11 protein-coding genes and 1 pseudogene are annotated in these 13,882 nt (G+C 73.1%); 10 read left to right on the plus strand and 2 right to left on the minus strand.

From position 1 onward, the window contains the following. The first annotated feature begins 388 nt into the window (after positions 1-388). The 3 genes from ACFPZJ_RS12895 to ACFPZJ_RS12905 all read left to right on the plus strand — a co-directional run bounded on the left by ACFPZJ_RS12895 (position 389) and on the right by ACFPZJ_RS12905 (position 2,583). Complete coding sequence (locus tag ACFPZJ_RS12895) at positions 389-1,579, plus strand: AAA family ATPase (RefSeq protein ID WP_381020690.1); 1,191 nt, start codon at positions 389-391, stop codon at positions 1,577-1,579. Further along, positions 1,572-1,931: a nucleotide pyrophosphohydrolase gene (locus ACFPZJ_RS12900; protein ID WP_381020692.1), complete on the plus strand. Its 360-nt coding sequence runs from the start codon at positions 1,572-1,574 to the stop codon at positions 1,929-1,931. Before ACFPZJ_RS12895 ends, ACFPZJ_RS12900 begins: the two co-directional genes overlap by 8 nt. Before the next feature lie 181 nt (positions 1,932-2,112). After that, positions 2,113-2,583 carry a DUF6099 family protein gene (locus ACFPZJ_RS12905; protein ID WP_381020695.1) on the plus strand — a complete coding sequence of 157 codons (471 nt, stop codon included), beginning with the start codon at positions 2,113-2,115 and terminating at the stop codon, positions 2,581-2,583. Positions 2,584-2,782: 199 nt separating this feature from the next. Here the strand turns inward: ACFPZJ_RS12905 and ACFPZJ_RS12910 are convergent, their stop codons facing one another. After that, positions 2,783-3,670: an SDR family oxidoreductase gene (locus tag ACFPZJ_RS12910; RefSeq protein WP_381020697.1), complete on the minus strand. Its 888-nt coding sequence runs from the start codon at positions 3,668-3,670 to the stop codon at positions 2,783-2,785. Positions 3,671-4,319: 649 nt separating this feature from the next. Between ACFPZJ_RS12910 and ACFPZJ_RS12915 the strand changes: the two genes are divergently transcribed. The 7 genes and pseudogenes from ACFPZJ_RS12915 to ACFPZJ_RS12945 form a co-directional block, all read left to right on the plus strand. Beyond that, positions 4,320-5,123: an alpha/beta fold hydrolase gene (locus tag ACFPZJ_RS12915; protein WP_381020699.1), complete on the plus strand. Its 804-nt coding sequence runs from the start codon at positions 4,320-4,322 to the stop codon at positions 5,121-5,123. Further along, complete coding sequence (locus ACFPZJ_RS12920) at positions 5,120-6,376, plus strand: PP2C family protein-serine/threonine phosphatase (protein WP_381020701.1); 1,257 nt, start codon at positions 5,120-5,122, stop codon at positions 6,374-6,376. Before ACFPZJ_RS12915 ends, ACFPZJ_RS12920 begins: the two co-directional genes overlap by 4 nt. Positions 6,377-6,403: 27 nt before the next feature. Beyond that, a complete protein-coding gene (locus ACFPZJ_RS12925; RefSeq protein WP_381021304.1) occupies positions 6,404-6,739 on the plus strand; it encodes an STAS domain-containing protein in 336 nt (111 codons plus the stop codon). A 498-nt stretch (positions 6,740-7,237) separates the two neighbouring features. Beyond that, positions 7,238-8,161, plus strand: coding sequence for an LLM class F420-dependent oxidoreductase (locus tag ACFPZJ_RS12930; protein WP_381020703.1), 924 nt, complete (start codon positions 7,238-7,240; stop codon positions 8,159-8,161). Between the two features lie 194 nt (positions 8,162-8,355). After that, positions 8,356-9,378 carry a DUF4232 domain-containing protein gene (locus ACFPZJ_RS12935; RefSeq protein WP_381020705.1) on the plus strand — a complete coding sequence of 341 codons (1,023 nt, stop codon included), beginning with the start codon at positions 8,356-8,358 and terminating at the stop codon, positions 9,376-9,378. Between the two features lie 361 nt (positions 9,379-9,739). Beyond that, positions 9,740-11,206 carry a 3' terminal RNA ribose 2'-O-methyltransferase Hen1 gene (locus ACFPZJ_RS12940; RefSeq protein ID WP_381020707.1) on the plus strand — a complete coding sequence of 489 codons (1,467 nt, stop codon included), beginning with the start codon at positions 9,740-9,742 and terminating at the stop codon, positions 11,204-11,206. Beyond that, positions 11,203-12,381 (plus strand): annotated as a pseudogene (locus ACFPZJ_RS12945) (AAA family ATPase); the annotation flags it as partial. The gene ACFPZJ_RS12940 and the pseudogene ACFPZJ_RS12945, both read left to right, overlap by 4 nt. An 83-nt stretch (positions 12,382-12,464) precedes the next feature. On the opposite strand, the gene ACFPZJ_RS12950 reads toward ACFPZJ_RS12945, so the two are convergent. Beyond that, positions 12,465-13,868, minus strand: a complete 1,404-nt coding sequence (locus ACFPZJ_RS12950; RefSeq protein WP_381020709.1) for a tyrosine-type recombinase/integrase — start codon at positions 13,866-13,868, stop codon at positions 12,465-12,467. Between the last annotated feature and the right edge of the window lie 14 nt (positions 13,869-13,882).

The raw sequence follows: 13,882 nt of genomic DNA on the forward strand, positions 1-13,882 counted from the left end.
CGCCGGAGTGGTGCCGCGTCCGCCCGTCCGCGCCGGAGTGGTGCCGCGTCCGCCCGTCCGCGCCGGAGTGGTGCCGCGTCCGCCCGTCCGCGCCGGAGTGGTGCCGCGTCCGCCCGTCCGCGCCGGAGTGGTGCCGCGTCCGCCCGTCCGCGCCGGATCGCTCAGTGCGCCGCCCGCCGGCCCGACCCGAGTTCCGGGCGTGCCGGGGTACGGGCCTCGCGCGCCCTCGGCGCGGGCCGCTCGCGCGCACAGGTCACGTCCGGTGGGCGGAGAACGCGCAGCACGCCAGGGGCATCACGCACGTCGTGTCAGGGCGGGTCGCCCGATCGTGGGAAGGCCCGGTAAGCGGAACGGTTCGCCGAACGGCGGGGTCCTAGCGTCCGGACACATGACCCTCCCCGCCGCGTCCTCCGACCCCGTACGGCACGCCCCGCCGGCCTCCGCGGACACCCCCGACACGCACCCCGACCGGCCCCGTGTCACCGCGCTGCACCTGTCCGCCTTCGCCCGGCACCGCCGCGCCGGACTCCCGCTCGGGCCGCTCACCCTCCTCACCGGACCCAGCGGATCCGGCAAGACCAGCGCGCTGCGGGCGTACGAGGCGCTCGCCCGGCTCGGCGGAGGCGCCGAACTGGGCGAGGCCTTCCCCGACCCGGCCGCCTGCGTACCGGAGCGGGCCCGGCCCGACACCCAGGGCCGCCGCGGCTTCCGCATCGGCTGCACGGCCGACGGCCCCGCCGGTCCCGTGCGGCTCGACGTCGCCGTCCAGGCCGAGCCCCGTCTGCGCGTGGTCGGCGAGCGGCTGACGGCTGACGGTCTCGTCCTGCTGGAGACCGCCCTGCGCGATCCCGCGCGACACGCGGTCCAGGCCGCCTGGCACACGGCGGGCTCCACCCCGGTGACCCGCGCCCCGCTGCCGGACGACCGGCTCGGCACCGCGCTGCTGCCGCTGCGCGTCGCCGGCAGGACGCCCGGGCAGCGCCGGGTGCTCGCCGCCGCCGAGCAGATGGTGGTGGCGCTGCGCTCGGTCTTCGCCTGCGATCCCCGGCCCGACGGCATGCGCGGCCCCGTACCGGCCGGCACCGGCCGGCTGCTCGGCGACTGCGGCAACCTCGCCGACGTCCTGTGGCGCACCCGTGCCGAGTGCGGGCGGCGGCACGCGCAGTTGGTCGCGGCGGTGCGCGCCGGGTGCGCCGGACCGGTGGCGGACGTGCTCGCCCGCACGGACGGCGCGGGAGCGGTCCGCGCGCTGCTCGACCGGGGCGACGGGATCCGCACGGACCTGCGCCTGCTGGGCGACGGCGAACTGCGTTACCTGGCGCTGGCCCTGGTGCTGCTCACCGGACCCGGCGTCCTGGAGGTCGACGCGCCCGGCGAGGTCCCCGCGGCCCTCCAGACGCTCACCGTGCTCGCCGACGGACTCGACCGCTGTCTGGACGCACGGCAGCGCAGCGAACTGCTGCGGCTGGCGGCGCGGATGTCCGAGCGCGGGCACATCCGCCTGGTCGGCGCGGTGAGCGACGCTTCCTGGGCCGCCGGAGCCGACGGAGTCACGGTGGTACACCTGACCCGTGACTGATCCTCAGGAGCACCAGCCCCCGGACCTGGCGTCGCTGCAGCGCCGGCTCGCCGAGTTCGCCGCCGCGCGCGACTGGCAGCCGTACCACACGCCCAAGAACCTCGTCGCCGCGCTCAGTGTGGAGGCCTCCGAACTCGTCGAGATCTTCCAGTGGTTGACGCCCGAGGAGTCCGCCCGCGTCATGGACGACCCCGACACCGCGCACCGCGTGACGGACGAGGTCGCCGACGTCCTGGCCTATCTGCTGCAACTGTGCGGGGTGCTGGGGATCGACCCGCTCAGGGCGCTGGACGCGAAGATCGACCGGAACGAACGGAGGTTCCCCGCGCCCCCCGAACCCCCAGCGCCCTAGGAAGTGATCCGTCCGCTATCACTCTCCGGAGTCAACAGGTGGGACGAGTCTGAATTGTTGTCCGCAAAATTCCGTCTTCCTCTGGCTTTTCGTCTCAGTCGCCCTCACTCTGGGTAGTGGATGGGCATGGGAGTTCGGGCGGACGCGCGGCAGGGCGCGTCGGACAGACGGGGGGCAGCGCATGGACGCGGTGCGGCTCATCGTGACGAGCAGGCGGGCCCTGGCGGCGAGCGGCGGCGGGCCGGAGATCCTGGTCGAGGTCTGGCAGGCACAGGCCCTCGCCCAGGCCATCGGCAGTCGCCTCGCGGTCGCCGGACCGCCCGAACTGAGAGGTGAGGCACTGGGGTTGACCGAACTGGCGGGCCGCGGCTGCGGAGTGCTCGACACCCCGCGGCTGGGACCCGGTGAGCTGCGCGCAGCCCAGCTCACCGAGTTGGGCGACGCCCGCCAGGCCCTGATGTACCTCGGCGGACTGCTCGGCGAGGTCGGCATCGCCCTCGTCGGCCTCGCCTGCGCCGCGGCCGACGAGGGCACGTACTGGCAGTGCATGGAGGCCATCGACGCGGCCGACGAGTCCCGGGACCGTGTCCTGGAGATGCTGCGCAGGCTGGCGGACCGTGAGCAGGCGGTGCTGGAGCGGGAGGCCGGGTAGGGCCTGCGGCGGATGGGTCCCGGGACCGTGTCCTGGAGATCTCGCGCAGGTTGGCAGGCACGGCGGTACCGGAAGGGGAGGCCGGCTGGCGCCCGCGGCGGGCTCGTGCGCAGCGGGTCGCGGGGGAGCGGCCGTGGGTTCCGCACGACAAGGTCCTGGTCTGCGTCATGCCCGGCGACCACGTCCCGCCACCGAGCCCTCACGCCCGGACGTCCGGCCCGGCGGCCGCCGCGTCCGCGCGGCCCCCGGCGCCGAGTGGGCCCGTGGAGCGCAACGGCTCGTGTTCCTCCAGCCGGGGCAGCCGGCGCCGGGACACCCGCAGTACGACCGGCGGCAGCGCCGCGCGCCCCGCCTGGACGAGCCGCAGCCAGCCGGGCACGTACACGGCGGTACGGCGGTGCTCCACGGCCCACGCCAGCCGCGCGGTGACATGGTCCACTGGACACACGCGACCGCCCGGTCCGGGCATGGTGGAGCGCAGCACGCGCAGCATCGCGTACCGGTCCGCGTCGCGGATCATGTCGGTGTCCGTCCAGTTCACGTACGCGACGCCCACGGCCACTCCGTGGTGCGCGACCTCGGCCCGCAAGGCGTGGGCGAAGGCCTCCGCCCCCGCCTTGGAGGCGCAGTACGCGCTCATCAGGGGCGCGGCGCCGAAGGACGCCAGTGAGCCGACCTGGAGGAAGTAGCCCGCGGTCCGGACCAGGTCCGGCAGGAAGGCCCGGGCCGTCTGCGCGTTCCCCGTCAGGTTCACGTCGATCACGCGCCGCCAGTCGGCCGGGTCCGACGCGTGGAACGGACCGCCGTGCGCGATGCCGGCGTTCGCCACGACGGCCGAGACCGGGCCCAGACGCGAGCGGACCGTCTGCGCGGCCCGCTCCAGGGCCCCCACGTCGGTGACGTCGGCCTCGACAGCCAGGGCCGGCGTCGGCAGGGAACCCGCCAGGGTCTCCAGCCCGGCCCTCTCGTGACCGAGCAGCGCCAGCCGGGCGCCGCGGCGGGACAGGTCCCGGGCCAGGGCCGCGCCCAGCCCACGGGCCGCACCCGTCACGACGACGGTACGGTGCTCGAGCGGCCGGTCGCTCATGCGCCCTTCCCTTCCTGCCGACGCCCCGCGGGGTCGGGGCGCGCCCTGTGCTTCCGGCCGGGACCCGGGAATGGGCCCCGGAGCCCGGACCCAGAGCGAGGATCACGCCGGTGCCGTCCCGGGCCTCAGGCCCATGCCGTCCCCGGCCGCACGGCCGTGCCGTCCCCGGCCTCGCGCCCGTCCCTCGTCCCGGCGCGTCTGGACGACGGCGCCACCCTCCGGATCACTGGCTTTGCGGGCGTTCTGCCGTGCCTGTGCCTGTGCCTGTGCCGGTGCTGGTGCGCTCGCGACGGGAGAGGGCGGGGGTGTGGGCACAGCAAGCCCGGTTGCCCTCCCCGCCCCTTTGCATCATGCCCCCGATCACCCACCCCGGCTTGCCGATCAGAGCCCGGCCCGGCCATCCGGCCCGGGCTGCGAGGGACGGCGTGGTTCCTTCCCACACGAATGGCCACGCCCAGCCTCCCGCGCTCGTCGTCCCGCCGGTCGTCATCGCGGAGTGCCCTGCCCCGGATCCGTCGAAACGGGGAGCCGCCACAGCCGCGCCGGTGACACGGGCGGCACGGCCGGTGAACCTGCCTGCGCGGGAGCCCGCCCCTGCCCAGGACATCCGGGAGCCCGGTTCGAAGCCCGGACGTGCGAGGATGGAGCGATGACCGTCCTCCGCAGGAACAATGTCCGCGTGACGGGACCGGCCGACGGCCGGACCGTGGTGCTCGCACACGGATTCGGCTGTGACCAGAACATGTGGCGCCTCGTGGCTCCGGCACTGGCGGAGCACTACCGCGTCGTGCTCTTCGACTACGTCGGCTCGGGCCGCTCGGACCTCGGGGCGTGGCGGGAGGACCGCTACGCGACCCTGGACGGCTACACCCAGGACGTCGTGGAGGTGTGCGAGGAGCTGGACCTGCGGGACGCCGTGTTCGTCGGTCACTCCGTCAGCGCCATGGTCGGTGTGCTGGCCGTCGGCGCGGTGCCGGAGCGCCTCGGCTCGCTGGTGATGGTGTGCCCCTCGCCGTGCTACATCGACCAGGACGACTACCGCGGCGGCTTCAGCGCGACCGACATCGACGAGCTGCTGGAGTCGCTGGAAGCCAACTACCTCGGCTGGTCGGCGGCGATGGCCCCGGTCATCATGGGCAACCCGGACCGCCCCGAACTGGGCGAGGAACTCACGAACAGCTTCTGCGCCACGGACCCCGCGATCGCGCGTGTCTTCGCACGGACCACGTTCCTCTCCGACAGCCGCCGCGACCTGAAGTCCGTGGCAGTTCCCACCCTGATCCTGGAGTGCGAGCACGACGCCATCGCTCCCCGGGAGGTCGGGGCCTATGTGCACGCGGCCATCCCCGGCAGCCGCCTGGTCACCCTCGCCGCCACCGGCCACTGCCCGCAGCTGAGCGCCCCAGAAGCCACCGCCGAGGCCATCTCCGCCTTCGTGAGCGACCTCGCATGATGTGTCCCCCGGGCCCCGGCGCGAACGGCGGGGGCAGGCCGTACACCGACGCGGAGTTCACCGCTCTTCTGGAGGACAGCGCGGAGGAACTCTACGAGTCGGCCCCCTGCGGCTATCTGTCCACGCTGATGGACGGGACGATAGCCAAGATCAACCGAACGCTGCTGGACTGGCTCGGGCTCTCCCGCGAGGAGGTCGTGGGCCGCAGACGCTTCAGCGACCTGCTGACCGTGGGAGGCAGGCTCTACCACGAGACGCACTTCGCTCCTCTGCTGCGCATGCAGGGGCAGGTCGGCGGCATCGCGCTGGAGATGCGGGCCGCGGACGGATCGCGGCTCCCCGTGCTGGTGACGTCGAGTGTGAAGACCGGGCACGACGGCCAGCCCCTGCTCATCCGCACGACCGTCTTCGACGCCACCGACCGACGCGCCTACGAGACCGAACTGCTGCGCGCCCGCCGCGAGGCCGAGGAGGCCCGCCGGCAGGCGGAGGCCGACCGCGAACAGTTGCGCGAGGCGCTGGCCGTGCTCCAGCAGAGCCTGCTCCCGTCGAGCCTGCCGGCCCTGCCCGGCATGGAAGCCGCCGGTTACTACCACACGGCTCACTCCATGCAGCTCGGCGGCGACTTCTACGACCTGTTCCCCCTCACCGACGACCGGTTCGCCTTCTTCCTCGGCGACGTCTGCGGAAAGGGCCCCCAGGCCGCGGCCGTGACGTCCCTGGTCCGCTACACGCTGCGCACCGCCGCTCTGCACGACCCGGACCCCGAGACCGCGCTGACGACCCTCAACACCGCGCTGCTGGACCGCTACACCGGCGGGGACCCCCGTTACTGCACCGCGATCTTCGGCATCCTGGAACCCGAGGGCGACACCGTGGGCGTACGCCTCGCCGCCGGCGGACATCCTCCGGCCCTGGCCCTGCGCAACGACGGCCGGGCCGACTACCTGCCGACGCCCGGCGGACTGCTGATAGGGGCGCTCCCCAAGGCCTCCTTCACCAGCGTCCACACCACTCTCCAGCCCGGCGAAACGCTCCTGCTCTACACCGACGGCCTCACCGAGGCACGCACGGGGAAGAGGAACCGCCTGTACGGCTACGAGGCGCTGCAGTCGTTCGCCGCCGACCTCGCCCCCGCCGACCCGCACACGGTGATCGACGCCTTCGCCGGCCTGCTCGAAGGTCTCGGTGAGGGGGTCGACGACGACACCGCCCTGCTCGCCCTCGGCCGTCCCGCCGACCCCGCCTCCTGACCGGACGCCGCCCATGACACTGACCCCATCACGACGGCACGCCCCGCCGGCCCCGTCCTCCGGGTCGCCGGTGACCTCGACCACAGCACCGCACCGCACCTGCGCCGGGCCGCGGGCGCTCTCGTTCTGACGCCTGGCGGGCTGCTGCTGGTCGACCTGAGCGGCATGCGGTTCTGCGATTCGAGCGGCATCACCGCTCTCCTGGCCGCGCGCCACCGGGCACTCGCGGCGCAGGCCCGTTTCGCCCTGGCCGGGATACCGGCGAACACCGCCCGCAGCCTGCGGACGACCGGCCTCGACCAGGTCTTCGACGTCTACGCCGATACGGAGGACGCGGGCAAGGAGCTGACCCGGCCCACCTGACGGCGGGCGTTCCGCACCGTCCGCGCGCCCGCCCGCTCGACCGTCCCGCCCACTCCAGCACTCCAGGCCACGCCGGGCCGCCTTGCCCACCTGGGCCGTGCTCGCACGCCTGCCGCGCAGGGCACCTCGCCTACCCCCGGCCACCCCGGCGTGCCTGCCGTGCCAGGCCCCGGCCGCGACCGCGCCGCGCCGCCCCGGCCGCGCCGCCCCGGCCCGCCGGGCCGACGGGACCCGCCCCCGGATGCGACCCAGCCCGCCCCGGCCCCCGGCAGGAGGCAGTACGGGTGAGGCCCCGGCGGTCACCGGGGCCCGTGCGGATGCCGGGCGGTCCCCTCCGCCGGATCGACCGACAACGTCGGAGCCGGTCACGGACCCGGTCCCCCACCGGCGCCCGGTCACCTCACGGGCGCACGGTGACGGCTCTCCACCCGAGCGGGGCACGACAGGCCCGCGGGGACCGGCGGAGTCGGCCGCGCCGCGAACGTGCAGGATGGAGGCATGGATCTTCGCATCTTCACCGAGCCCCAGCAGGGGGCCACCTACGACACTCTGCTCACCGTGGCCAAGGCCACCGAAGACCTCGGTTTCGACGCATTTTTCCGATCCGACCACTATCTCCGCATGGGCTCCGTGGACGGCCTGCCCGGCCCCACCGACGCCTGGATCACCCTCGCCGGCCTGGCCCGTGAGACCAAGCGCATCCGGCTCGGCACGCTGATGACGGCCGGAACGTTCCGGCTGCCGGGCGTGCTCGCCATCCAGGTCGCCCAGGTCGACCAGATGTCCGGCGGCCGTGTCGAGCTGGGCCTGGGCGCCGGCTGGTTCGAGGAGGAGCACAAGGCGTACGGCATTCCGTTCCCGAAGGAGAAGTTCGCCCGCCTCGAGGAGCAGCTGGAGATCGTCACCGGGCTGTGGGCGACGGAGGTCGGCAAGACCTTCGACTTCCACGGCACGTACTACGACCTCACGGAATCGCCGGCCCTGCCCAAGCCCGCGCAGGACAGGATCCCCGTGCTCGTCGGCGGCCACGGCGCCACCCGCACTCCGCGGCTGGCCGCGCGCTACGCCGACGAGTTCAACATCCCGTTCGCCTCGATCGAGGACAGCGAGCGGCAGTTCGGCCGCGTGCGTGCCGCCGCCCGGGAGGCCGGCCGCGACCCCGGCGAGCTCACCTACTCCAACGCGCTGGTCGTGTGCGTCGGCAAGGACGACGAGGAGGTCGCCCGCCGGGCCGCCGCGATCGGCCGCCAGGTCGACGAGCTGAAGCTGAACGGCCTGGCCGGTTCCCCCGCCGAGGTCGTCGACAAGATCGGCCGGTACGCCGAGATCGGCTCCCAGCGCATCTACCTCCAGGTCCTCGACCTGGACGACCTGGACCACCTGGAGCTGATCTCCTCCCAGGTCCAGTCGCAGCTGTCGTAACGGCCACGGTGCCGCGCGCCCCCGAGGACTGCTGTTGCCGGGGGCGCCCCGCGGGACGTCCTGGTCCCGGTGCGCCCTCCTGCTCGTCCTGGCCCCCGGGCCGGACGGGCGCGCCGGGTGCTGTGACGCCCCTGTGACCGGAGGAGTGGCTTCCGCCACAGCCCGGTCGGTCCGATCCCTGGTGAGGTGGGCCGATGCGCCCCGCCACCCCCCTCCCCGTCCTCGGAGCCGTCCTCGCGGGCGCGGCTCTCGTCACGTCCTGCGGCGCGGAGGAGCCCGACTCGAGGGGCCGCGAGGCGGGCAGCCCCCTCGGTGGCGTCTCCGCGCAGCCGCTGCCCACCTGCTCCGGCCAGTGGCACCGGTACGGCGACGCCCCGGGGACCGCTGGCCGGCCCTCCGAAGCCGCCGCCTCGCCCCTGCCCGGCCGGGCCTCCCCGCCTCCCGGTCACCCGGCCGACCTGGAGCGGGACGGGGTCAGGATCACCGCTCTCAGTACCGGCTCGCCCGGCTGCGAGAGCGGGCTTTTGGCCGGGTTCCAGATCACGAACCGCGGGGCCGAGGCGAACACGTACACCATCACGTTCTCCTGGACGAACGACGCCGGTGAGGCGCAGGCGACCACCGAGCACACGGTGTCGGCGGTCCAGCCGGGCCGGACGGTGCGGCGCACCCTGGGCGCGGTCGCGCCCGGCGCGTCGCGCGTGCGGATCCTGGAGGTCAGGACCGTCCCCACGGACCAGTCACCGGCCCCTGCAGGCCCCTGCCCGTCCTCCGGGGTGCGTGTGTACGCCGACGAGGAAGCCGACGCAGCCATGGGACTGCGCGCCCTGAGCGTCCGTCTGGAGAACTGCGGCACACGCCCGTACGAGGTCGACGGCTACCCGCGGCTGGAGCTCCTCGGCGAGGACCACGAGCCCGTCACCGGCGTGCAGGTGCGCCACGGCGGCGAGGGTGTGGCCTCCGGCACCGGGGCCGACGGCGCACCCCGGCCGGTGAGCCTGCGCCCCGGCGAGCGCGCCCACGCCACTTTGGTGTGGCGCAACACCGTACGGCACGGCGAGCCGGTGCACGCCCCCTACGCCAGGGTCTGGGCCAAGCCCGGCGCCGAGCCCGTGCTGGTGACGCCGGAGCTCGACCTCGGCACCACGGGCCGGCTCGGCGTCGGCCCCTGGAAGAAGGAGGAGGAGCCCCCCGGGGACGACCGACCGCCCGTGTGACGCCCGGTCACGCCCGCCAACTCCCCTGCAAGGCGCAACAGTCGTGGTGGAGGGTCCCCTTCAGCCTGCTGACCCGCACCGTCTCCACGTTCGCGGCGATCGGCGGCCGGCACCCACCGGGTTCCCCGGCGTGGGCCCGTGGCAGGGCCTCGGCGCGCCGGCGAGGGCCTCGGCGCTGCGCCACGAGAGTGCGAAAAACCCCGAGTGCCGCTGATCCGCGCTCTGTACGGTGTACGGGACGCGCCACCGACGAGGCGCCGTACAGGGGGAAGACCGCGACGCGGCCGACGTGTCGCCGTGCCTGTCGAAAGACGCTGCTTCCCCTGCTCCTCCGCATCCCCTACTTCAAGGCCGGCCCACCGTGTTCCTGACCATCACCACTACCGGCACGCCCGAGCGCCCGGCGACCGACCTCGGTTTCCTGCTGCACAAGCATCCCGACAAGGCGCAGGCGTTCCCCACGTCCTACTGCACGGCGCACGTCCTCTACCCCGAGGCGGACGCCGAGCGCTGCACGGCGGCGCTGCTGCTGGAGGTGGATCCGGTGGCACTGGTACGGCGCGGCAAGGGCAAGGGCCGGGGCGGCGCACCCGACGCGGCGCTCGCACAGTACGTCAACGACCGCCCGTACGCGGCCTCCTCCCTGCTCGCTGTCGCGCTCAGCGGCGTTTTCTCCAGCGCGATGCGGGGCGTGTGCACCGCCCGGCCCGAGCTGCCCGAGCAGAGCAGGCCCCTGCGCGTCGAGGTGCCCGCACTGCCTGCGCGCGGCGGCCCGAACCTCGTACGAGACCTCTTCGAACCGCTGGGGTGGACGGTCACCGCCGAACCCGTGGCGCTGGACTCCGAGTTCCCGCAGTGGGGTGACTCGCGCTACGTCCGTCTCGTCCTGGAGTCCTGCGGCCTCACCCTCGCCCAGGCGCTGCGGCACCTGTACGTCCTGCTCCCCGTCCTCGACGACGCCAAGCACTACTGGGTCTCCCCCGATGAGGTCGACAAGCTGCTGCGGGCCGGTGAGGGCTGGCTGCCCGGCCACCCCGAGCAGAACCTGATCACCAGCCGGTACCTCGCGCGCCGCTGGTCGCTGACGCGGCAGGCGAGGGAGCGGCTGGAGCTGGTCCGGCTGGCCGAGGCCGACGACAGCGAGGTCGAGGAGATCGACAACGCGGTCGAGGCCGAGACGGCGGACGAGGAGGAGAAGCCGACCCCGCTGGCGGTGCTGCGCAGGGAGGCCGTCCTGGCCGCGCTCCGGCAGTCCGGCGCCGCCCGCGTCCTCGACCTCGGCTGCGGACAGGGCCAGTTGGTGCGGGAGCTGCTGAAGGACCCGACCTTCACCGAGATCGTCGGCGTGGACGTGTCGATGCGGGCCCTGACCATCGCCTCCCGGCGGCTGAAGCTGGACCGCATGGGGGAGCGGCAGGCCGCGCGCGTCAAGCTCTTCCAGGGCTCGCTGGCGTACACCGACAACCGGCTCAAGGGGTACGACGCCGCCGTGCTCAGCGAGGTCGTCGAGCACCTCGACCTGCCCCGGCTGCCCGCCCTGGAGTACGCCGTGTTCGGCTCGGCCCGGCCCCGGACCGTCCTCGTGACCACACCGAACGTCGAGTACAACGTGCGCTGGGAGAGCCTCCCGGCCGGTCACGTCCGGCACGGCGACCACCGCTTCGAGTGGACGCGCGAGGAGTTCCGGACGTGGGCGCGGGCGGTGGCCGAACGGCACGGGTACGGCGTCGAGTTCGTCCCCGTCGGCCCCGACGACCCCAAGGTGGGACCGCCCACCCAGATGGCCGTGTTCGCGATGCGCACCGAGAAGGAGGCGAAGACCGCATGAGCGCCGAGACCCAGGACCGGACCCGGACCGAGGGGCGGGTCCTGCCCGTCACCGACCTGTCCCTCGTCGTCCTCGTCGGCGCCTCCGGTTCCGGCAAGTCCACCTTCGCCCGGCGGCACTTCAAGCCCACCGAGGTGATCTCGTCCGACTTCTGCCGCGGCCTGGTCTCCGACGACGAGAACGACCAGAGCGCGACGAAGGACGCCTTCGACGTCCTGCACTACATCGCCGGCAAACGCCTGGCCGCCGGCCGCCGCACGGTCGTGGACGCGACCAGCGTGCAGCAGGACGCCCGGCGGCAGCTGATCGAGCTGGCACGGCAGTACGACGTGCTGCCGATAGCCATCGTGCTCGACGTGCCCGAGGAGGTGTGCGCCGAGCGCAACGCGGCCCGCGCCGACCGGTCCGACATGCCGCGCCGGGTCGTCCAGCGGCACGTGCGCGAACTCCGCCGCTCCCTCCGGCACCTGGAGCGCGAGGGCTTCCGCAAGGTGCACGTCCTGCGGGGCGTCGAGGAGGTGGACCAGGCCACCGTCGTCACCGAGAAGCGGTTCAACGACCTGACCCACCTCACCGGCCCCTTCGACATCATCGGCGACATCCACGGCTGCTCCGCCGAACTGGAGGCGCTGCTCGGCAAGCTGGGCTACGTCGACGGCGTCCACCCGGACGGCCGCACCGCGGTCTTCGTCGGCGACCTCGTCGACCGCGGCCCGGACAGCCCGGGCGTGCTGCGCCGCGTGATGACGATGGTGAAGTCCGGCAACGCGCTCTGCGTGCCCGGCAACCACGAGAACAAGTACGGCCGGTACCTCAAGGGCCGCAGGGTCCAGCACACCCACGGACTCGCCGAGACCATCGAGCAGATGGCGGACGAGACCGAGGAGTTCCAGCGGGACGTGCGGGAGTTCATCGACGGCCTGGTCAGCCACTACGTCCTCGACGGCGGCAGGCTGGTCGTCTGCCACGCCGGCCTGCCCGAGAAGTACCACGGCCGCACCTCCGGCCGGGTCCGCTCGCACGCCCTGTACGGCGACACCACCGGCGAGACCGACGAGTTCGGCCTGCCGGTGCGCTACCCGTGGGCGGAGGACTACCGCGGCCGGGCGGCCGTGGTGTACGGCCACACCCCGGTCCCGGAGGCCACGTGGCTGAACAACACGATCTGGCTCAACATGAGCTCACCCGCCGCCAACGCCCCCTGCGTCGCAGCATCCACGAGAAGACGCAGACGGGGCGGCAACGGCAACTGCGCTGGTCAGGGCGCTAGGACAGGCTCGCCCGCCTCTACTGAGACGCCAGCTTCGAGGGGCTGACTCTGCTGCGGAATCGCAACTCCCGAATCTCGGGGAGCGGCTGGGGAGATCGTTTCCACATCTCCCTGGAACCAGTTCTGCATCGCAGTCCGGCCCCGGCCGTCCGCCTCCGGCATCATGTGCGCGTAGATCCGAAGCGTGATCGACGGATCCGCATGCCCGAGCCACTTCGACACTGACACAACCGACTCGCGCGCGTCCAGCTGCACAGAGGCAAACGTATGCCTCAGCGAGTGGAAGCCCATCTCGCGATCCTCCGCATACTTGCGCACCGTCCTGAACCTGCCCGGCTTCCCAGCGATCGGACGCCTCAGCACCTCCGGCGGAGCGATCAGGCCCGCAGCCTCCAAGGCCGGCTTCCACAGGGTGTCGTTGAAGTAGTCCCGCCTCCACGCACCGCCCCGCGCCGACGTCAGCAGCAGCTCGAAAGTGCGCGGCGCCCGCTCCTTCACCTCCTTCTCCGTCTCGCCGTCGGCTGGATCCCCCCACGGAAGCGTCACAGCAGTGGCCGGCCACCGGGCGAGGTGGTCTCTGATGTTCTGCAGCAGGTGCGGCGGCACAGGCACCGTGCGGGTCTTGCGCCCCTTCGGCAGCGCGAAGACGAGCTTCGACCCCACCTTCTTCACCTGCCTCTGCACGTGAATGACCATGGCGTCGAAGTCAACGTCCTGAAGGGCGAGCCCGAACACCTCTCCCTGCCGCAGGCCGGCACCGACCCCGAGGTCGACAGCCAAGCGTGCACTCTCGTCGATCGCGGCCCGCACCTGAAGAACGCGCTCCCGTGACCAGGCTTCCGCTCGCGGATCAGGCCGGGCCGGCGGACGCACGGTCTTCTGGGAACGGCAGTAGTTCTTGGTGATCCGCTCGTCGTCGACCGCGGCCTGCAGGATGGAGGACAGAGCCCCCCACACGTCGTTGACAGTGCCTGGCCCGAGCTGCGAGTTCAGCGTCTTCAGCCACGCCCGAAGCTGTGGCGTCTTGATCGTGTTCAGCGGCTTCGATCCCAGGTGGGTGAGGATGTGGTTCCACACCTTGCCCTTGATCGTGCTTCTGGTGATCGGGTCCGGATAGTTCTGGTTGGGCCACCAGTGCTCTTCGACGTACTCGCGCAGCAGCATGGTGCCGTCGCGCGGATCGATGAACTCGCCGCGGGTCGATTCGTGCTGGGCCTTGGCCAGCCACGCCTTAGCCCCATCGATGCCCGTGAGCTTCTCAAAACTGCGATCCCGCACACCGGGAACGCCAGCCACGCGGTAGCGCTTGCCCTGGTTGCAGCGATCGGTGGGGATGGTGCGCTTGCCGTCGGGACCCTTCTTGTACCAGCGGTCCTCAATGTAGCCAGGCATCCAGTTACTCCTGG

The organism is Streptomyces bullii (assembly GCF_042657145.1).
In the GTDB taxonomy this organism is placed as follows: Bacteria; Actinomycetota; Actinomycetes; order Streptomycetales; family Streptomycetaceae; genus Streptomyces; species Streptomyces bullii.